The sequence below is a fragment of the Leptolyngbya subtilissima AS-A7 genome (assembly GCF_039962255.1).
GTDB lineage: Bacteria > Cyanobacteriota > Cyanobacteriia > Phormidesmidales > Phormidesmidaceae > Nodosilinea.
In genome coordinates this window covers 18,075-36,221 of record NZ_JAMPKY010000008.1, presented here as the reverse complement: position 1 = coordinate 36,221, position 18,147 = coordinate 18,075, and the positions used below count along the sequence as shown (strand labels likewise).

18 protein-coding genes are annotated in these 18,147 nt (G+C 54.7%); 9 read left to right on the top strand and 9 right to left on the bottom strand.

Annotated elements, in window-relative coordinates; all coding sequences use genetic code 11:
• The first annotated feature begins 94 nt into the window (after positions 1–94).
• Complete coding sequence (locus NC979_RS17195; protein WP_190519116.1) at positions 95–1,009, top strand: hypothetical protein; 915 nt, start codon at positions 95–97, stop codon at positions 1,007–1,009.
• Positions 1,010–1,147: 138 nt separating this feature from the next.
• On the opposite strand, the gene rbp is transcribed toward NC979_RS17195, so the two are convergent.
• The 3 genes from rbp to NC979_RS17180 form a co-directional block, all read right to left on the bottom strand.
• Positions 1,148–1,480, bottom strand: coding sequence for an RNA-binding regulator (rbp, locus tag NC979_RS17190; protein ID WP_190519114.1), 333 nt, complete (start codon positions 1,478–1,480; stop codon positions 1,148–1,150).
• Between the two features lie 253 nt (positions 1,481–1,733).
• Complete coding sequence (locus tag NC979_RS17185; protein WP_190519112.1) at positions 1,734–2,036, bottom strand: hypothetical protein; 303 nt, start codon at positions 2,034–2,036, stop codon at positions 1,734–1,736.
• A gap of 214 nt (positions 2,037–2,250) precedes the next feature.
• The gene (locus NC979_RS17180; RefSeq protein ID WP_190519110.1) at positions 2,251–2,388 is read right to left on the bottom strand and encodes a hypothetical protein; all 138 of its coding nucleotides are present in this window, start codon (positions 2,386–2,388) and stop codon (positions 2,251–2,253) included.
• Between the two features lie 264 nt (positions 2,389–2,652).
• Between NC979_RS17180 and glgP the strand changes: the two genes are divergently transcribed.
• The 4 genes from glgP to NC979_RS17160 all read left to right on the top strand — a co-directional run bounded on the left by glgP (position 2,653) and on the right by NC979_RS17160 (position 7,039).
• Positions 2,653–5,274, top strand: a complete 2,622-nt coding sequence (gene glgP, locus NC979_RS17175; RefSeq protein WP_190519108.1) for an alpha-glucan family phosphorylase — start codon at positions 2,653–2,655, stop codon at positions 5,272–5,274.
• Between the two features lie 150 nt (positions 5,275–5,424).
• On the top strand, positions 5,425–5,832 hold the full coding sequence (locus NC979_RS17170; RefSeq protein ID WP_190519106.1) for an OsmC family protein: 408 nt from the start codon (positions 5,425–5,427) through the stop codon (positions 5,830–5,832).
• A gap of 3 nt (positions 5,833–5,835) precedes the next feature.
• Entirely contained in the window at positions 5,836–6,816 is a 981-nt protein-coding gene (locus tag NC979_RS17165; RefSeq protein ID WP_199308838.1) for an LLM class oxidoreductase, read from the top strand.
• Positions 6,794–7,039: a hypothetical protein gene (locus tag NC979_RS17160; RefSeq protein ID WP_190519104.1), complete on the top strand. Its 246-nt coding sequence runs from the start codon at positions 6,794–6,796 to the stop codon at positions 7,037–7,039. Before NC979_RS17165 ends, NC979_RS17160 begins: the two co-directional genes overlap by 23 nt.
• Here NC979_RS17160 and NC979_RS17155 read toward each other — a convergent pair.
• The gene (locus NC979_RS17155; protein ID WP_190519102.1) at positions 7,036–7,593 is read right to left on the bottom strand and encodes a TetR/AcrR family transcriptional regulator; all 558 of its coding nucleotides are present in this window, start codon (positions 7,591–7,593) and stop codon (positions 7,036–7,038) included. The genes NC979_RS17160 and NC979_RS17155 overlap by 4 nt on opposite strands.
• A 192-nt stretch (positions 7,594–7,785) precedes the next feature.
• Here NC979_RS17155 and NC979_RS17150 point away from each other — a divergent pair, with 192 nt between their 5' ends.
• Complete coding sequence (locus NC979_RS17150; RefSeq protein WP_190519100.1) at positions 7,786–8,385, top strand: glutathione S-transferase family protein; 600 nt, start codon at positions 7,786–7,788, stop codon at positions 8,383–8,385.
• 6 nt (positions 8,386–8,391) lie between these two features.
• A complete protein-coding gene (locus NC979_RS17145; RefSeq protein ID WP_190519098.1) occupies positions 8,392–9,366 on the top strand; it encodes a pyridoxamine 5'-phosphate oxidase family protein in 975 nt (324 codons plus the stop codon).
• Between the two features lie 190 nt (positions 9,367–9,556).
• Here NC979_RS17145 and NC979_RS17140 read toward each other — a convergent pair whose 3' ends face one another.
• The 3 genes from NC979_RS17140 to NC979_RS17130 all read right to left on the bottom strand — a co-directional run bounded on the left by NC979_RS17140 (position 9,557) and on the right by NC979_RS17130 (position 12,442).
• A complete protein-coding gene (locus NC979_RS17140; protein ID WP_190519092.1) occupies positions 9,557–9,913 on the bottom strand; it encodes a hypothetical protein in 357 nt (118 codons plus the stop codon).
• Positions 9,914–10,861: 948 nt separating this feature from the next.
• Positions 10,862–11,767 (bottom strand): hypothetical protein, encoded by a 906-nt coding sequence (locus NC979_RS17135; protein ID WP_206755253.1) that lies wholly within the window; start codon positions 11,765–11,767, stop codon positions 10,862–10,864.
• Positions 11,768–11,869: 102 nt separating this feature from the next.
• Complete coding sequence (locus tag NC979_RS17130; protein ID WP_190519087.1) at positions 11,870–12,442, bottom strand: REP-associated tyrosine transposase; 573 nt, start codon at positions 12,440–12,442, stop codon at positions 11,870–11,872.
• A 231-nt stretch (positions 12,443–12,673) separates the two neighbouring features.
• Here NC979_RS17130 and NC979_RS17125 point away from each other — a divergent pair, with 231 nt between their 5' ends.
• Positions 12,674–13,165 (top strand): TM2 domain-containing protein, encoded by a 492-nt coding sequence (locus NC979_RS17125; RefSeq protein WP_190519085.1) that lies wholly within the window; start codon positions 12,674–12,676, stop codon positions 13,163–13,165.
• A gap of 195 nt (positions 13,166–13,360) precedes the next feature.
• On the opposite strand, the gene NC979_RS17120 is transcribed toward NC979_RS17125, so the two are convergent.
• Positions 13,361–14,233, bottom strand: a complete 873-nt coding sequence (locus NC979_RS17120) for an MBL fold metallo-hydrolase (RefSeq protein ID WP_190519083.1) — start codon at positions 14,231–14,233, stop codon at positions 13,361–13,363.
• A gap of 70 nt (positions 14,234–14,303) precedes the next feature.
• Positions 14,304–14,693 (bottom strand): hypothetical protein, encoded by a 390-nt coding sequence (locus NC979_RS17115; protein WP_190519081.1) that lies wholly within the window; start codon positions 14,691–14,693, stop codon positions 14,304–14,306.
• 775 nt (positions 14,694–15,468) lie between these two features.
• Here NC979_RS17115 and NC979_RS17110 point away from each other — a divergent pair.
• Entirely contained in the window at positions 15,469–18,090 is a 2,622-nt protein-coding gene (locus tag NC979_RS17110; protein ID WP_190519079.1) for a M1 family metallopeptidase, read from the top strand.
• The last annotated feature ends 57 nt before the right edge of the window (positions 18,091–18,147 follow it).

The window sequence follows — 18,147 nt, the reverse complement described above, 5'->3', positions numbered from 1 at the left end:
CTACCCGAGTTGTTGAGATTGCTTATGGATCCTAAACACCGAAGAGGGGTAAATTGAGTAACCTAGACTAGACAAGCTGGTTTGGAGATTGCCTATGGCACCCCCCTCGCTGCTAGAACAGGCCAAAGACGGCAACGCCGCCGCGATCGCCACGCTGATGAATCAAGCCCTACAGCCCAAGGGTGTTACAGTGCGCTGCGATCGCCAAGATGGTTACCTACAGCTATGGCTCACGGGTCAAACCTTACCTCCCCAAACAGCAACTGTTTCCTATGTGCGACGGGGGCTAGAGCGGTTACAGGTCACCTCAATTACGGTCCTTCAAATTTACGCAGAACAGGCCGATCAGCGAGAGCCTGGCTGGGGAGTCGAAGTTGACCTTAGTGCGGCTACGGATGAGGTTCGGCCTTTAACGCTAGAGAGCGAGTTTGATCGTCAGCCTGAAGCGTCTGAAGAGCTGACAGAGCCCGACGTCGCCGGTTCTGAATCGCTAGCTCCAGGCACTATTGCCCATGCCTATGCCCTGCTTGGCCTAGAGCAGGGGGACTCGCTAAAGAAAGTCGAGGACACTTACTTTAAGCTCAAGGCCCAGACCCTACGCGAGGGCGATCGCGCTAAGGTAGAAGACTTAAAACAGGCGTTCCGCCAGCTCAAAGAGTACATAGAAAATCCCCCCCGGCAACAAGCAGAAAAGGCTTCTGCTAACATCGAGGCCCCTGTTTTGGCCTCCCAGGACGAATCTCTTCCTGCAGTGGAGCGGGTTGAAGCACTGCTGAAAGAACGGGGAGTTTCAGCCCAGGTGAACACGGTCGAGAATCAGCTCCAGATCGCCTGGCTAGCGGTTCGTGTGATCAATCCTGAAGATGCGGCTCAGCAGGTTCACGCACTGCTGATGCCTCAAACCTTGGCCTCCCTAGGTCTCCCCGAAATAGATACCCTGGTCTTCTCAGGATTGAGTCGCGACAATTCCGTTGTTTGGCAGCAATCCGTGCCGTTGGCCAAGCGCTAGGGCTGTTGTAGTAAACCGTTTCCTGCCTGCGCTTAGCTCGCTTAACTCGGTGACCCCTAACCCTACCCCCATAAACTGCAATGGCAGAAGATCATCATCTTCTGCCATTGCAACTAAAATTAGTTGTGTCTAGGCGATTTACCAGCGGGAAAACTCGCGGTTGCCACCATCTCGGCCGCCGCCGCCACCGCCGAAGTTGCCGCGGGGAGCACCACCACCGGCGCGCTTTTCTTTGGGACGAGCTTTGTTAACGCGCAGCTCGCGACCCATCCACTCAGCTCCGTCGAGAGCCTCAATGGCAGCGTCTTCGTCAGCTTCCTTCTCCATCTCGACAAACGCGAAGCCCCGGGGGCGACCGGTTTCGCGATCGGTGGGCACCGTTACTCGGCTAACGGCCCCGTACTCGGAAAAGACTTCAGTGATGTCTCCTTCCGTAGCATTGTAGGCGAGGTTTCCTACATAGATCGACATGGCACAACTCCAAAATTGACATGTAATGTAGACAAGTTCGATTCGGAGTGGTACACATCGATTACCCGAAAACTGAAATCAGACTGTGATTGCCAGCCTACCGAAAGCAAAACATGTTACCCGCCTACTTTAGCATAAGGTTTCTGGAGATTAATCGTTCTGTAACACTGTGACAGCAGTCGTTACAGCCATTGAGACCGGGGTCTCTCATAAGTTTTGTAACACGCTGTTCAGAGCGCTTGCTAGGGCTCGATTAGCGTCTGCCGTAGAAGGTAACCTCAACGTCAGCACACCAACCGGCGGCCAAATTTTCGTACAAAAAGACGCGCTCTACTCGGTAGTACACGCCATCCCTAAATACGCAGTCACCGATGCGCGGAATAATGGGGTAAGTGGCAAACCACAGGGCGTCTTTGGTGGGGGCGCTGGGGCTGTTGCTGCTAGCTGCCAGATAAAACACCTGAACCTTAAACCCCTGGCCCGCATTGGTAGGAGTCGAGATGGGGCTTTCGCTGGGTTGGCCGCTGCTTTTGCCGGTGGTTTTTTTGGTGGCCACAGAGTTGGCGATGAGGGGTACAGGTGCTGTGAGGGGGATTGCACCAGTAGTCTACCAAGACTATGGACGGGAATTTGTGGAGATGGAGAGTTGAGCGCAAGAGTTAAGGTTAAGGGTGCAAGGTTTGACCACAGGATCTGACAACTTAAACCTTGCACCCACTAGCTTTGGTAGTTTAAGACTGCCCTAGGGCCGGTCTTTGACCACCGCAGTTTTAGCTGTTGCCGCGACGCTTGAGGGCAGCAACCATCTGCTGGCGCACGGCCCTAGCCCATTGGTCAAACTCAACTGCGGGGCGAGCGTCTTGGTCGAGGGTGGCTCCAAATCCCTGGTTATTCCTGTCCTGCGTCATAGCCTTGTCCTTGTTGTCTTTATAGAAGTTAGGTTTATTTTTCTGACCTAGACCATTATTCCCTGAGGTCAGTTCCCTAGGCTATGCCCCCGGGTAGGGATTTCATAACCTGGAGTTGGGGGAGAAGCGATAACTGCGGCGGTAGGATCGCTGCTGTAGGCCGGGTTGAGGGCTAAAAGAGTATGAAAAGCCATGGTTTCACGACCGCCCCAGGACGATAGAGGGCAGAATGGCTCTATATGAAATCTTTGCAAACTCTCTCCTATGCGCCCCATTCGTACGTTTAATGTGACTCCGGCCTTGCCCCAGCGGCTAGAGGCGCTGCGCACCCTGGCCTACAACCTTCACTGGGACTGGGATGTGGAGATGGTAGACCTGTTTCGGCGACTGGATGGCGATCTGTGGGAGTCGAGCCGCTACAACCCGGTGCTGATGCTGGGCACCATCAGCCAAGCACGGTTGAATGAGATTGCTGAAGACGAGGGGTTTTTGGCTCAGATGGACCGGGCGGCCCAGCGGCTAGAGGACTATCTACGCGATCGCACCTGGTACAAAAAACACCGCAAGTCGCCTGTCTCGGGGGAATGCTACGCCTACTTTTCCATGGAGTTTGGCCTCACCACCTGCATGCCGGTGTACTCGGGGGGATTGGGGGTGCTGGCGGGCGATCACCTCAAGTCGGCTAGCGACCTGGGCCTGCCCCTGGTGGCGGTGGGCCTGCTCTACCAGGAGGGCTACTTTGCCCAGTATCTAAACGCCGACGGCTGGCAGCAGGAGCGCTACCCGATCAATGACTTTTACAACATGCCCCTGCACCTAGAGCGGGATGCCAAGGGTCAGGAGATTAGAATTGAGGTGGAGTACCCGGGACGCGTGGTGTACGCGCGGGTGTGGCGAGTGCAGGTGGGCACGGTACCGTTGTACCTACTCGACACCAATATCGAACCCAACAATCAGTACGACCAGGATATTTGCGATCGCCTCTACGGCGGCGACATCGACATGCGCATTCACCAGGAGGTGATGCTGGGCATTGGCGGCATTCGCATGCTGAAGGCGCTAGGGCTGATGCCGACCGCCTACCACATGAACGAGGGCCACTCGGCCTTTATGGCTCTAGAGCGCATGCGGGTGCTGGTGGAAGAACAGGGCCTGACCTTTGCTGAAGCCCTCCAGGTGGCCCAAGCCAGCCAAATGTTTACCACCCACACCCCAGTGCCCGCCGGCATCGACCTGTTTCCGCCGGAGAAGGTGCTGCACTACCTGCGTCCCTACCGTGAGCGATTTGGCCTGGGCGATGCTGAGTTTCTAGCCCTAGGCCGCACCGATACAGGAGATTTTTCGGCCCCTTTCAGCATGGCGGTGCTGGCGATTAAGACGGCGACCTTTATCAACGGGGTGAGTAAGCTCCACGCGGAGGTGTCGCGCGACATGTTTGGCGAGCTGTGGACGGGGTTGCCCCTGGGCGAGGTGCCGATCTACGCCATCACCAATGGAGTGCACGCCCGCAGCTGCGTGGCTAGATCGACCCAGGCACTCTACGATCGCTACCTCGGTCCCAACTGGGCCGAAGCCAGCCCCGGCGCATCGCTGTGGGAACGGGTGCATGCCATCCCCGATGATGAGCTGTGGCGCAATCACGAACAGTGCCGATCGCACCTGGTGGTGACGGTGCGCGATCGCCTGGCCAAGAGCACGCGCGATCGCGGCGGCTCAACCCGCGAGCTAACCGAAGCCCAGGAGTGCCTCGATCCCTTTGTGCTCACCATTGGCTTTGCCCGCCGCTTTGCCACCTATAAGCGCGCCACCCTGTTCCTCCACGACCTCGAACGCATCCGCAATATCATTAATGGCAGTGGCGGCGATCGCCCGGTGCAGTTTGTGATTGCGGGCAAAGCCCACCCCAAAGATATTCCCGGCAAGGAGCTGATTCGCAGCATCATTCACTTCACTCGCGATCAGGGGTTGAGTAAATCCATTGTGTTTGTGCCCAACTACGACATTCACCTGTCGCGGGACATGGTGGCCGGCTGCGATGTGTGGCTCAACAACCCCCGCCGCCCCCGCGAAGCCAGCGGCACTAGCGGCATGAAGGCGGCGATGAACGGCCTGCCCAACCTCAGCGTGCTCGACGGCTGGTGGGATGAGGCCGACTACATTCGTACCGGCTGGCCCATCGGCCACGGCGAAGACTACGACGATCCCAACTACCAAGACGACGTGGAGGCCAACGCCCTCTACGACATTCTGGAGAAAGAGGTGGTGCCGCTCTTCTACGATCGCGACAAAGACGAAATTCCTCGGGGCTGGGTGGCTAAAATGAAGGAGGCGATCTACTTCAACACGCCCCAGTTCAACACCGCTCGCATGGTGAAGGACTACGCGAATTTAGGGTACTTTGCCGCCAGCGATCGCGCCTCTACCCTGGCTTCGGCCAGCTACAGCCCCGGCAAAGAGCTGGCCACCTGGCAGGCCCGCATGGCTGACCACTGGTACGACGTACGCTTTGAAGAAGTGGCGATCTCTGACACGACCAACCTCCAGGTGAACCAGCCCTTTAAGGTGACCGCCGCCATTCAACTTGGTGCCCTCACCCCTGACGATGTACAGGTCGAACTCTACCAAGGCACAGTCTCAGTGGATGGCGAAATTCACGCGGGGGTGGCGGTGCCCATGGCCCACCAGGGGCCGGATGCCAACGGCAGGAGCATCTACGCCTTAGAGATGGAGTATACCGCCAGCGGGTTGCAGGGCCTGTCGCTGCGTATCTTGCCCCGCCACCGATACCTCAACAGCCCATACGACCCCAAACTGGTGCTTTGGGCCGACCCAGACTCCGTGCGGATTGTCTCGGGAGTGGTGACACCTACCGCAGCGCTGGTGTAAGCGGCGTGGCATGTAGGCGACGGTATCCCAGCCGGTGTAATCAGTAGGTTTAACGGTGCAGGAATCGGGTTGGAGAGCAGCAGCTCTAAACGCCACCCTGGCAACCCGGTTCCTAGCCGTAAGTCTCAGTCGCACTATGGAGAAATCGCCATGGCCTCAGTTCAGGTTTCGTCGAACGCATCGCGCTATGGCCAAGACGTGGCTATCCGCAAGTTTCAGCTGGTTGCCGACGAGCCAACCCACCTCGGCGGCAGCGACCAGGGGCCGACCCCAACGGAGCTAGTTTTAGCGGGGTTGGGTAGTTGCAAAGCGATCACCATCAAAATGTATGCCGAGCGCAAGAGCTGGCCGGTTGAGAATGTCTACGTCGCGGCGGAGCTGCAAACCGTGGAGAAACAGACAGTAATTGTGGTCTACCTAACTTTAGTGGGCGACCTGACTGCTGAACAGCGCGATCGCCTGCTGGAGATTAGCGATCGCTGCCCCGTGCACCGCTTGCTCAGCACCAGCACCCCCATTCAGACCGTCTTGACCCCTGCCGCTATCCCGTCGTTATAAGCCATGAACCCATCCCCCAGCCAGACCGGGTTCGATCGCATGTTCCAGCCCGATCAGCTGACGGTCGGCGTGTTTTTTCCCATCGAAGCCTACAGGGGCAGCATTCCCACTATGCAGTATCAGGTGGAGCTGGCTCAGCGGGCCGAGGCCCTAGGATACGCCGCCCTCTGGGTGCGAGATGTGCCGCTCTACGATCCCACCTTTGGGGATGTAGGGCAGATTTTTGACCCCTGGGTGTATTTGGGCTACATGGCGGCCCAGACCGATCTCATTGCCCTGGCCACAGGCAGCATTATCTTTAGCCAAAGCCACCCGCTACACTTGGCTAAGGCAGCGGCTTCGGTCGATCAGCTTTCCGGAGGGCGCTTGGTGATGGGGGTGGCCTCGGGCGATCGCCCGGTGGAGTTTCCTGCCTTTGGGGTTGACTTTGAGACGCGAGGCGATCGCTTTCGCCAGACCTTTGCCGACTTCAGACAGGCGCTGGCATCAGAATTTCCTGTAATTCGTTCCTCCCTTACCCAGCTAGAGGGGGCCGATCTGCTGCCCAAGCCCGTCCACGGCAGCATTCCCCTGCTGGTGACGGGCCACAGCCGCCAAACCCCCGAATGGATCGCCGAGCACGCCGACGGCTGGCTCTATTACCCGCGCCATCCCCACATGCAGGCCCGCATGATTCAAGACTGGCGTGCCCTAGTCGATCGCGTTGCCCCCGGCCGATTCAAACCCTATGCCCAGTCGCTCTATGTCGATCTGGTGGATGACCCCACCGCTGCGGCGACGCCAATTCATCTGGGCTATCGGCTGGGGCGCGATCGCCTGCTCGACCTGCTGCTGCACTTGCGCGACATCGGTGTTAACCACGTAGGCCTCAACCTCAAGTATGGTGAGCGATCGGCAGGTGACGTGCTGGAAGAAATTGGTCGAGAGGTTTTACCGCACATTCATTCAGAGGTTTTGACCCATGAACGAGTATCAGTCGGTTAGCTGCGATTTCTACGATGAGCTAGAGGCCCTAGCCACCCTGCATTGCACTTGCCCAATTCACTACCGCACCGAGGGCGGTGATGAGGCGCGCACTGAAGGCCAAATTGTTGATTTTTTTGTGGTTGAGAAAGCTGAATACCTGCGGCTAAAGGACGGCACCGAAATTCGCCTCGATCGCCTGATTTCTGTAGACGGCAAGCCGGTACAGTTTGCAGAAGTCTAGCGGCAGAGCTGCTGGGGCAAGTGCTGCATGGTGCGCTCAAAGATGGCGGCATCGTTCATAGCCCGCGCCATGATCAGTGCGCCCTGAATGGCGATTAGAGCCTCTTCGCTACGTTCCTGGGCCAAAGATTCTGCCATACCAGCTTGGGTTAGAACGGTGGCGATCGCCCCCATCCACCGTTGCAGCATGCCCTGCACCTGGGGCTGAAAGTCATCCTTGGCAGAGCCCAGCATTAGCGAGGCGAGCATGCAGGGCTTTTGGCCGTGGCTGTAGGCCTCACAGATGCGATCGCCCATATGCGTCAACCGGGCCAGCGCATCTCCTTCACTTTCCAAAGCATCTAGCGCCGTTGCTTGCAGCCACTGATCGAGGGTGTCTAGCACCGTCGTCACCATGTCATCTTTGCCGCCCGGAAAGTGGTGATAGAGACTGGCCTTGCCCAAACCCGTTGCCTGGGAAATTTTTGACAAACTAACCCCGTCGTAGCCGTACTGCCGAAATAGGTCAAGTAGGGGCGGCACATAGGTCTGCTTAGCCGCAGTTGGCTTAACCATTACCGCGCGTCTCCAAGAAAGTAGTTTTCACCTGTTGACATTATACCGAACGATCAGTACAGTAACCATGTACCGAACGTTCGGTATCTAGTTCAGGGCAAACGTCGCTCTGCTGCTCACCAGCAAAATCGTGAGGGCATGAGTCCTTCAGTCTTTTGATCTCCCCCGCTCCCCTTTCCTAAGGAACTCACCATGATTCAGCTCTACGGTCACGAAGTCTCTGGCAACAGCTATAAGGTTCGTCTCTTTCTAGAACTGCTCGGCCTCGACTACGAATGGGTCAAGGTTGACCTGATGCAGGGCGCCCACAAAGCTCCCGAATTTCTTGCCCTCAACCCCTTTGGCCAGGTGCCAGTGCTAGTGGATGGCGAGGTCATTCTGGCTGATGCTCAGGCGATTTTGGTTTACCTGGCGCGGCAGTTTGGGGGTGACACCTGGTTGCCCACCGAGGCGCTGCCCCTGGCTCAGGTAGTGCGCTGGCTCTCAACCGCTGCTGGAGAAGTGCGCCAGGGGCCTGAGAATGCGCGGCTTTTCTATCTATTTAAGGTGGCCAATATCAACATTGAGCGATCGCATCAAAAAGCCGAGCACATTCTCACCCAGCTCGACAAGCACCTCCACAGCCGCTTGTGGTTAGAGTTTGAGCGCCCCACGATCGCCGATATAGCGGTGTTCCCCTATGTGGCCCTGGCTCGCGACGGCAACATTGACCTCGATGACTACCCTAACCTGCTCGCCTGGATTGAGCGCGTCAAGCAGCTGCCTGGCTTCATCGCTATGGCTGGGGTATAAAACGCCATGACAAATCTAGGCTGGCCTCAGGATGACTCCCCTTTCCATGTCGGGGAGCTGGCGATTCAGACCCGGCTGGGGGTGCAAGAGCGCATGGACAGACAAGGGCGGCGGATTATTCGTAATTACTTGCCTGACCAGCACCGCGAATTTTTTGCCCAGCTGTCTTACATTTTGGTTGGCACAGTGGCTAGCGACGGTCAGCCCTGGGCCTCAATTTTGGTCGGGAAACCGGGGTTCATTACTTCCCCCGATCGCCACACCTTGCACATTGCTGCTCACCCCCTGTTTGCCGACCCGCTGCATACTACCCTAGTGGTGGGAGCTGACATTGGTTTGCTAGGCATTGAGCTGCACACCCGCCGCCGCAACCGCCTGAACGGCACCATAACGGCCATTCAGCCCGAAGGATTTACGGTAGCGGTGGGCCAGAGTTTTGGCAACTGCCCCCAATACATTCAGGCGCGGCGGTTTGATCTGCAATCTTTTGATGCAGCGACGTCTAAATCCGTACATGCCCTCACGGTGCTGGGAGCTGCCGAGAAGGCGCTGATCGCCGCTGCCGATACCTTCTTTATCGCTACTGCCTACCAAGATGCCGCAGCGGGATCAGCCAGCGGTGTGGATGTGTCGCACCGAGGCGGCAAACCGGGCTTTGTTCGCATGGACGACTCGCAGACGCTCACTATTCCTGATTTTTTGGGCAACTTTCACTTCAACACCTTTGGCAATCTAGAACTCAACCCGCACGCTGGACTGATCTTCATCGATTTTGACCGGGGTGACTTGCTCTACCTCACGGGCACCGCCGAAGTGATTTGGGATGGTCCTGAAGTCGTGACTTACGAAGGGGCTGAACGTCTGCTGCGTTTCTATGTAAAGCAGGGCTACCGCGTTGAGGGTAGTTTGCCTCTCGCCTGGTTAACCCCAGAGCTTTCGCCCTTTTTGAATGACACGGGACCTTGGCGATCGCAGGCCTAGAGAGCTGCCCCAATGGTAGGGTCATTGCACTGCAATGCCCCTACAAATCGGGTGATACCAAATCCCATTTGGTATCACAACCATCGGTTAGCGTGTTGCTTATTTCCAAAGCTAAACCCCTTCTGTCTTCGCAATGTGGTTGAGACAAAAGGGGTTTGAGTTGCAGCGATTTTCAAGAATTCCAAATAAGCTAAGCGGCTTGAACTTGTCGGGGTTTTGGCTTTTTGCGATCGCTCTTGCGGGTGCCGCCTGCCATTTCGTATTCAGAGCTGTCTTTGCCATACTTGGCGGCAACGGCCATCAGCATCAACTCAGACAAATCTCGCAGTTTTTTCTCGCCTGCCTGCACGCTATTTGAGGCGTTGTCTACTTGAGATAGGACTTCGTTGTAGGAGGCGATATCGGCTCGCACAGCCTCAATCAACTGGTTATACTCGGCCAGGGTGAGGCCATTACCCAAATCTAAATTGGCCCCAAGCGATCGCAGGGCGGCAGCGCGACGTTGGGCCTGCTCCACTGCTTTCGAACTTCTTTTTGGTCTGCCCATTGGTAAAATACCCCCTAACGGTTTACCTTTCGACTATGGCAAATGGGCTTAATTCGTGAACTCCTAAGCAATACGGATTCTGTTCAGCACAAATAAACAAGGATTCTGCGTATTTTTAAGTAGCAGAACGAGCGGTAGGCGTTTAGGGTTCAGCTAGCTTGATGACTCATGCTGAGCATTGAGTAGTCTGTCTACTCATTCAACTACTGCAAGGGGGACGAGGGTTTAGCGCCCTGGAGCATCGATAAACTCAGGGGGCGCATCGAGTAACCTGGGCACAAAACTTGATTATTGAGCTGCGTTACTCAATTACGACAGGCGATAGATAAGTAACGCTCGCAGAAAACTTGATTCTCCGGCAAGGTTACTTATCTATGGGATGCCATAGTTAAGTAACGCCTAAGCGAAACTTGATTTCGTTATAGTGTTACTTATGAATGGGTCTTGCTAATCAGGTAACGCCTGAGTGAAACTTGATTTCCTCAATTCCTTGGTTTAGAGCGGCTTGGTTCACAACTGAATGACCGGCACGGCGGCGATTCCTGTTCCGGGAGGCTTCGCCAACACAACGCTGGAGTATATGAATAATGGCGCGATCACTGGGACGATTGCCCTGTTTGGCGTCAAGTAGCCAAGTAGGGTGGGCACTGCCCACCACCCCATCAATTCACCCACCACCACCTCCTTCCTCTTAAACTCAAGGGCACCTCAGTTTCAACAGCGTTTACAGCCTGACGTAGGCGTTTTACGTTGTCGGGTTCTGCAAAGATGGGTCTGCGGTTGAAGGTAGCTAGGGTGAGAAAGATTGCCCTACCAGGAATGCAGGCGCATCTATAATCGGGCATTTGGGAACTTTGGAAGACACTCTAAGTTAGTGTTCTCGATTAGCTGGTGATAACTGGTTGAGAAGGTGGGCAGTGCCCACCCTACAATTACTTTCTGAAAAAATTAGTTAGCTTTTTCTTCTTCCAAAGCAGGTAGTAATCTTTTAGGTTCTTCTTTTCCCTCTATCGCTTTCATTTCTTTTAGAGCAAACTGTGCTGATGCTTCTTCTAAAATTTCTTGTATTGTCATTGGCTGATTGATGCTCTTTAACTCAATACTCTCTTGAGTAGATTTCCAATCATCAATTGAAGGTACCCAGAAATTGTATATATCAGGCACTAACCCTATCAGAACAAGAAGATTTAATCCGATATATGCGTTCAAGGTTCCAAAATGGGTTTTAACCCTTTCAACAATCGGTTTTCTTCTGTCTTCTTGGCTGATTTTGTTCTCAATAATTATCCAATCGCCTATAAAGTCCTTTGCTGTTCTCTCTAGTCCTTCAGTTCCGTCTGTGTTATATCTTTCGATTGTTGTCAATACTTCTTTAATTTTATCTAAGATAAAATCTCTTAACTCTCGTGACAGATCTGAGCTTCCAACTTCTTTTTGAAGATTTTCAAATATTGATTTGAAACTATCTAAGTATTCTTTTTCTATTTTTAGGTTAGGATATTGATCTGAATGAAAGGAAACCAATGAATTGAGCACGATCAGGGAGTTTTTATTCCTCAGATGGCTTGCAAATACGCTACAATTATCTGCCCAAGCATGATTGTTTATGAAAACAGTCTTTATATCTTTTAGAACTTCTAAAAAATCTTCCTTTTTTCTTATGTTTTTTAGCTTTTCTGCCTCTCTTTCTGCTGAATCAAGTAACGTGAAAAATAGAGAAAGTTTATTAGATTCATTTTGATCATATCCCATGACTTTCAATAAGAGCGGACCCATTGGTGCGTCCCTTTTGCATTCTTCTACTGCTTCTTCCAGTATTAGAGTGAGCCTTTGCAATGCACTTGAGTTTTCCATCATTGTTTCCGGCCTTATACTGTTGTAGCCTTATTGCTCACTGAATTTTAGCTAATGTTTCTATTTCTAGCCGAGTAGAGTAGGTACTGCCCACCACCCCATCTATTCACTCACCACCAACTCCTCCCCCTCAAACTTAAACGCGGCCTCCTTCCCTCCGCACGTGCATCCCCAATCCTCTCCATAAAACCCATTCCTAACAAACCGCCGAAAACTTGAAAACTCCCACTGATGGGGGCACTTTACCAACCCATGCTTCACCGGGTTGTAATGCAAATAATTGATGTGCCCTGCCCAATCAGCCTCATCGCGAATGGTGTGCTCCCAAAATCGTCGTTGCCATACATCGCTTTCCCGTCGCCGTTGACGAGAAATACAAACATCCTGTGGTAGCGCATAACTTCCCTTCAGCGATCGCGTAAACAACACCTTTAGCCGTCCGACTCGCTTTGAGTAATCATCATCGCCTTGGGGCAAGGTCCACACAAAATGAATGTGGTCAGGAAGCACAACGGCGGCTGTAATATCGAAGGGTATTTCAGCTTTAACAGCGGCTGCTGCCTGGCGCAGGTGTTTTACGTTATCGGCTTCTGCAAAGACTGGTCTGCAGTTGAAGGTGACCAGAGTGAGAAAGATTGCCCCGCCGGGAGTATAGGCGCGTCGATAATCGGGCATTTGGGGTAGGGGAAAAGGCTCTAAGGTAGTGTTCCCGATGGGTTGGTGATAACGGGGTGGGAAGGTGGGCAGTGCCCACCCTACAGTGCTGTTGACCGAGAGCAACGGTATTACGGGACGGTTACAGGGGCAGCACTCTCAAAAATCGGCTGTTTATAATGGGCTCTAGGTAACTGCTGCGAGCCAATCTCAGGTTTGCTGCCCCCACAATTGGTCTTTTCGAGACACACCATGGCACGAGCAAAAACTGAAACAGCCTACATGCTCTGGACATTGGGTTTCTTCGGTATCTGCGGGTTACATCGGTTTTATACCGGGCAGATTGTATTGGGAATCGTCTACCTGTGTACCTTTGGCTTGTTTGGCATGGGCCAACTCATCGATCTGGTGCTGGTGCCTGGTATGGTCAAAAACCGCAACGATCAACTGCGGCGACAATATTTAACCGAGTGGGGCGAAGAAGGTCTAGTAATGCCAGTGCCGATGGAGCGAAACTTGGTTGCGGCCCAGGGCGTTGCCCAGCTTCAAACTGACTCGATGCAGCAGCTGCTAAGAGTAGCCTACGCCAACGGAGGCAAGCTTTCAAAGGCACAGGTAGCGCTCCACACCGGCCTGAGCACCGATCGCGTAGACGCCCTAATTCATGAGGCGCTGCGCTGCGGCTACGCCGACGTCACCAACGATCCAGACTCTGGAGCAGTGCGCTACGTCTTCGATCTATAGAGACTCAGTAGATTGAAAACAATCTCTCATGACGAGCTTTAGCCATCTCCCAAACCGAGAGAGGAACTTCGAAAGGCTATCCAACTCCCCTCGCCTTCCTGGGAGAGGGGCTGGGGGAGAGGGCTATCAGGGACTTTGCGATTTACTGAGACTGCGATCGCGGTCGGCTCTTTTCTCCCTACGGCACCCCCAACCCTACTGCGCCTTCATCCAGTCGAGGCACTTTTGCATGTGCTGGCGCATGGTGGCTTTGTCGGCGTGGTGGCGGCGACCGTGGCCGGGCAGCACCCACTCAAAGTCGTAGGCGGCCAGCCTTTCCATCGACTTGATTTGCTCAGGCCAGGAATACCAGCAGACAGAGCGAAAGGCGTGGAGCTGATGGAGCCGCACAGACCAAGCCAGGTGATCGCCAGTAAACAAAACCCGGTTGTCGTACAGGAGCACCGTATGCCCCTTGGTGTGCCCCGGCACTGGAATAACCGTCAGGTCGGGCGCTAGCTCTACCGGGTCAGTGCCTTGAAGCTGAATCTCTACTGATGTGGTGCTGGAGCTGACATCGTCGGCATGGAGAATGCGATCGCAGCCAAACCGCTCATGAAACTGCTGGTGGTCGGCCACATCATCCTGGTGGGTGAGGTAGAGGTAGCGCACGCCGCCCAAAGCTTCGAGCTGCTTCACCAGGGGCGCGGCAAAGCGGGGCGAATCGACCAACACGTTGCCCTCAAGCCGCTGAATAAGATAGCTGGCCGCCCCGTAGGACTTTTCGGAGTGGTAGCCGCAGTGGTAAACGTTTTCGGTGACGGGGATGGGAAAGCTGGCCTGCGCCGCCTTCATATCTTTGGGTGGGGCAACGGTGCCGATGGAGGCCGTGGGGCAGGCCAGAACGGCTTGCAAAGCAGCCAACCGTTCTGCCGCTGTCTCGGGCTGATGCACTACCGCCGACTGTCCAGCCTCGCGGGTAAACACATCGGGGGCCATCCAGCGGCAGGTGTCGCAGTCAATGCAGGAACTATCGACGTAGAGATCGCCCTCTACGTTTTGGGGGCGGCGGGCGGTGAGGTGAGCCATGGTGATTACCCATCAATAGTTTGAGTCTATCGCTGGGGACCGGCAATCGTGGGGCAGCGTGCCAACAGATTTAGCCTCTGCCAAAGAGCCGCTTCAGCGGATTTGAGGCAATCTGTCCCAGCGGGGTGCGACTGCGCTTGGCCGCCTGAACGGGGTCATCAGCGGTGAGAATGTCAACGGCGCGATCGAACCGTTTGTCGCTGTCAGATTGACTGGTGCTAGACGCAAAGGTGGCAGCCGGTGCGTCGGCTTGGGTATCAGACAGAGCCGTTTGGTAGGCCTGGTTTAAATGCGGCAAGCTGGCCGCGATCGTAGGCAGTTCTAAAATGCGAGCCTCAAGATTTTGACCAATGGCGTGAATTTGTTTTTGCAATCCCTCTGGCAATGCGTCGTCTTGCTGACCCAGGGCGGTGATAAAAGCTGTCAGCGTTTTTTCTTGTTGAGAATTTAAGGTAGGCATGGTTTTGGAGTCCAAACAGTACTGTAACGAGGTCGATCGTAGGCTGCTTTTGCAAAGCAGCTTGACATACTAAAACCAACCCCGATGGCGCGTTGGGCTATTGCTAAAACACAACCTACAGCGCTGCTTAGATCGAGGTTTTTGATTTAAGTTTTTACTCTTCTGGGCTTGCTCTTTGATAGTAAGAAACTTTGTCAGCGGTGATGGCGATTCATGACATAAATCCCACTTTGGGCAGAGCCATCTTCTGTGTCGAACGGCTGATCGACTCAGCGGTAGGGGCATTGCAGTGCAATGCCCCTACACAATATCGGTCTCGAAACAGGGCTTTGTGAGATGAGCGGTTGTGCACTGGCGATCGCAGTCAGCAGCTCGAACGTTGGATCAAAAACACGGCGTTTCGAGCAAATTACTTGAGACCCAGAGTGAATCAGTCAACGTTTAGAGAAAATTACTCAGAAGCTAGAGTGAATTGCTCGGTGTTCCGAGAAAATTACTCGGCTCTGAGAGCAAAAGACTCAACGTTCCGAGTAAATTACTCAATGCTTGGAGCAAACGCTTGACGTTTCGGGTTAAATGTCTCGTCCCTTACCTAACTGCTGCTCGTAGATTGACATTGCTTAAGCAATGTCAATCTGACTACGTTTTAGACGTTTCAGAGTAGGATGGCTTTATGCCAGTCAGGGTTAGACTGTTTGGCCCAAGGTGTGTGCAGCTCGGTAGCACGGTGCCTTGGCCCTGAAGCTTTAACGTCACCAAAAGGTTTATTGCGCCCATGTCAACCGCCCGCCGCACGTTTCAGATCGAAAGCTTGCAGACCGACAACAACGGCTACAAATCGTTTGAAATGCCGGGGGCCAAACCCCACTACAACCCCGATCGCCCTGGTCAGGTCGAGCATATTGCCCTAGACCTCAGCCTCGACCTGGAGCAAAAGGTCTGCGCAGGCACCTGCAAAATTCGCATCAACCCCGTGCGCGACGGCGTCGACAGTTTGACACTGGATGCAGTGAATCAGCAGATCGAATCGGTAAAGGTGGGCAGCGCCAAGCAAGATTTTGACTACGATGGCGAACAGTTAATAGTGCGGCTCAAGAAACCCACGATCGCCGGGGAAAGCTTTACGGTAGCGATCGCCTACCGCCTCACTCAGCCCGAGCGCGGCATCTATTTCATTGGTCCTGACCGGCACTACCCCGACAAACCCGTGCAGGTGTGGACCCAAGGCGAAGACGAGGACTCGCGCTTCTGGTTTCCCTGCTTCGACTATCCGGGCATGCTCTCGACCTCAGAGATTAAAGTGCGAGTCCCCGCCGCCTACCAGGTCGTTTCCAATGGCGAACTGGTGAGCACGACCGAAGATGGTGACCACAAGATTTACCACTGGCACCAGCAGCAGGTGCATCCCACCTACCTGATGGCCTTGGCCGTAGGCGAGTTCGATGTCATTCAAGACCAGTGGCAAGATATTCCGGTCACCTACTACGTCGAGAAGGGCCGCAAAGACCAGGGCCAAATCACCATGGGCAAAACGCCCCGCATGGTGGAATTCTTAAGCGAAAAGTACGGCTACCGCTACGCCTTCCCCAAGTACGCCCAGGTGTGCGCCGCCGACTTCATCTTTGGCGGCATGGAAAACACGTCGGTGACCATTCTCACCGATCGCTGCCTGCTGGATGAACGCGCTGCGATCGACAATCGCAACTCTGAATCCCTGGTCGTCCATGAGTTGGCCCACCAGTGGTTTGGCGATCTGCTGGTAATCAACCACTGGAGCCATGCCTGGGTCAAAGAGGGCATGGCCACCTACTCCGAAGTAATGTGGACCGAGCAGGAATATGGCCCCGACGATGCCGCCTACTACCGCCTGGGCGAGGCCCGCAGCTATCTGAGCGAAGACAAGAGCCGCTACCGCCGCCCCATGGTTACCCATGTCTATCGGGAGGCGATCGAGCTGTATGACCGCCACATTTATGAGAAAGGGGCCTGCGTCTACCACATGATTCGCGCCGAGCTGAGCGATACCCTGTTCTGGAAGGCAATCCACACCTTTGTGCAGAACAACGCCCACCAGACAGTGGAAACCATCGACCTGCTGCGAGCGATCGACAAAGCCACCGGCCGCAACCTGCGTCCCCTGTTCGATCAGTACGTGCTGCGCGGTGGTCACCCCGACTACAAAGTAGCCTACAGCTGGGATGGCGACAGCAACCTGGCCAAAATCACCATCACCCAAACCCAGGCCAAAGACGGCGATACCAGCAGCACCAGCGGCTTGTTCGATCTGAAAATTCCTATCGGCTTCGGGTTTTTGGGCAAAGGGAAGTCTGCCAAAGTTGAGGTCAAGCCGTTCACCGTGCGCATCCACGAGCGGGAGCAGGCGCTGTTCTTCCCCCTCGACAAAAAGCCCGACTTTATTAGCTTTGACATCGGCAACCACTACCTCAAGACCGTAGAGCTGGAGTATCCGGTGGCAGAACTCAAGGCGCAGCTCAAGCATGACCCCGACCCCCTATCGCGGATTGAGGCGGCGATCGCCTTGGCTAAAAAAGGCAACCTTGAAGCCGTTACCGCCTTGAGCGCCGCCCTCACCGACGAACCCTTCTGGGGCGTTCGCGCCGAAGTGGCTGAACAGCTTGCCTCCGTAAAGCTCGACCAAGCCGTCGAGGGCCTGTTAAAAGGATTGCAAGACCCTGAAGCCCGTGTGCGCCGAGCCGTGGTGGAAGCCCTCGGCGACATTAAAACTGCTGATAGCTTCAAGGCATTGAAGGCGATCGCGGAAAAAGGCGACCTCAGCTATTACGTTGAAGCCGCCGCCATTCGCTCCCTTGGCAAAGTTGGTGCGGCTGATCTGGAGGGCAAAACTAAAGATAAGAAAACCCTCAAGCTGCTAGACACCATTCTCAAAGAGCGCCAGGGGTGGAATGAGACGGTGAGATCGGGGGCGATCGCCGCCCTCAGCCAGTTCAAATCCTCCGAAGAAGCGCTGGATCTGTTGCTCAAATACACCGAACCCGGCACCCCCCAAGCCTTACGACTAGCTGCAATTCGCTCTCTCGGGGCGATCTCTAAAGGCCAGAGCAAACCCAACGTAGAGCGCATTCTGGATCGACTAGAAACTATTGCCAGCGAACCATTCTTTCTCACCCAAGTGTCTGCGGTATCGGGCTTGAGCGGCATTGAAACTGGGCGATCGATGGGCATTCTGCAAAACCTGGCCGAGCACACCCCCGATGGCCGGGTGCGTCGCCGTGCCCAGGAAGCTGTGCAGGATGTTCAGAAAGCGATCGGCAAAGACAAAGCGGTGGAAAAACTGCGCCAAGAGCTCGACGACCTGAAAAAGTCTAACCAGGACCTCAAAAGTCGCCTAGAAACCTTGGAGGCGAAAGCAAAGTGATAATGTACTGTCATTGCTTTGCGTGACGCGTCTCAGCTACTGCGGCCTTCTTCGCTT

What these genes read in the sequence shown, in the direction of transcription:
- NC979_RS17180 (WP_190519110.1), bottom strand. Translation starts at nt 2,388, where the DNA reads ATGACGCAGGACAGGAATAACCAGGGATTTGGAGCCACCCTCGACCAA.
- NC979_RS17115 (WP_190519081.1), bottom strand. Translation starts at nt 14,693, where the DNA reads ATGCCTACCTTAAATTCTCAACAAGAAAAAACGCTGACAGCTTTTATC.
- glgP (WP_190519108.1), top strand. Translation starts at nt 2,653, where the DNA reads ATGCGCCCCATTCGTACGTTTAATGTGACTCCGGCCTTGCCCCAGCGG.
- NC979_RS17165 (WP_199308838.1), top strand. Translation starts at nt 5,836, where the DNA reads ATGAACCCATCCCCCAGCCAGACCGGGTTCGATCGCATGTTCCAGCCC.
- NC979_RS17150 (WP_190519100.1), top strand. Translation starts at nt 7,786, where the DNA reads ATGATTCAGCTCTACGGTCACGAAGTCTCTGGCAACAGCTATAAGGTT.
- NC979_RS17170 (WP_190519106.1), top strand. Translation starts at nt 5,425, where the DNA reads ATGGCCTCAGTTCAGGTTTCGTCGAACGCATCGCGCTATGGCCAAGAC.
- NC979_RS17145 (WP_190519098.1), top strand. Translation starts at nt 8,392, where the DNA reads ATGACAAATCTAGGCTGGCCTCAGGATGACTCCCCTTTCCATGTCGGG.
- NC979_RS17125 (WP_190519085.1), top strand. Translation starts at nt 12,674, where the DNA reads ATGGCACGAGCAAAAACTGAAACAGCCTACATGCTCTGGACATTGGGT.
- NC979_RS17155 (WP_190519102.1), bottom strand. Translation starts at nt 7,593, where the DNA reads ATGGTTAAGCCAACTGCGGCTAAGCAGACCTATGTGCCGCCCCTACTT.
- NC979_RS17160 (WP_190519104.1), top strand. Translation starts at nt 6,794, where the DNA reads ATGAACGAGTATCAGTCGGTTAGCTGCGATTTCTACGATGAGCTAGAG.
- rbp (WP_190519114.1), bottom strand. Translation starts at nt 1,480, where the DNA reads ATGTCGATCTATGTAGGAAACCTCGCCTACAATGCTACGGAAGGAGAC.
- NC979_RS17120 (WP_190519083.1), bottom strand. Translation starts at nt 14,233, where the DNA reads ATGGCTCACCTCACCGCCCGCCGCCCCCAAAACGTAGAGGGCGATCTC.
- NC979_RS17135 (WP_206755253.1), bottom strand. Translation starts at nt 11,767, where the DNA reads ATGGAAAACTCAAGTGCATTGCAAAGGCTCACTCTAATACTGGAAGAA.
- NC979_RS17195 (WP_190519116.1), top strand. Translation starts at nt 95, where the DNA reads ATGGCACCCCCCTCGCTGCTAGAACAGGCCAAAGACGGCAACGCCGCC.
- NC979_RS17110 (WP_190519079.1), top strand. Translation starts at nt 15,469, where the DNA reads ATGTCAACCGCCCGCCGCACGTTTCAGATCGAAAGCTTGCAGACCGAC.
- NC979_RS17140 (WP_190519092.1), bottom strand. Translation starts at nt 9,913, where the DNA reads ATGGGCAGACCAAAAAGAAGTTCGAAAGCAGTGGAGCAGGCCCAACGT.
- NC979_RS17130 (WP_190519087.1), bottom strand. Translation starts at nt 12,442, where the DNA reads ATGCCCGATTATCGACGCGCCTATACTCCCGGCGGGGCAATCTTTCTC.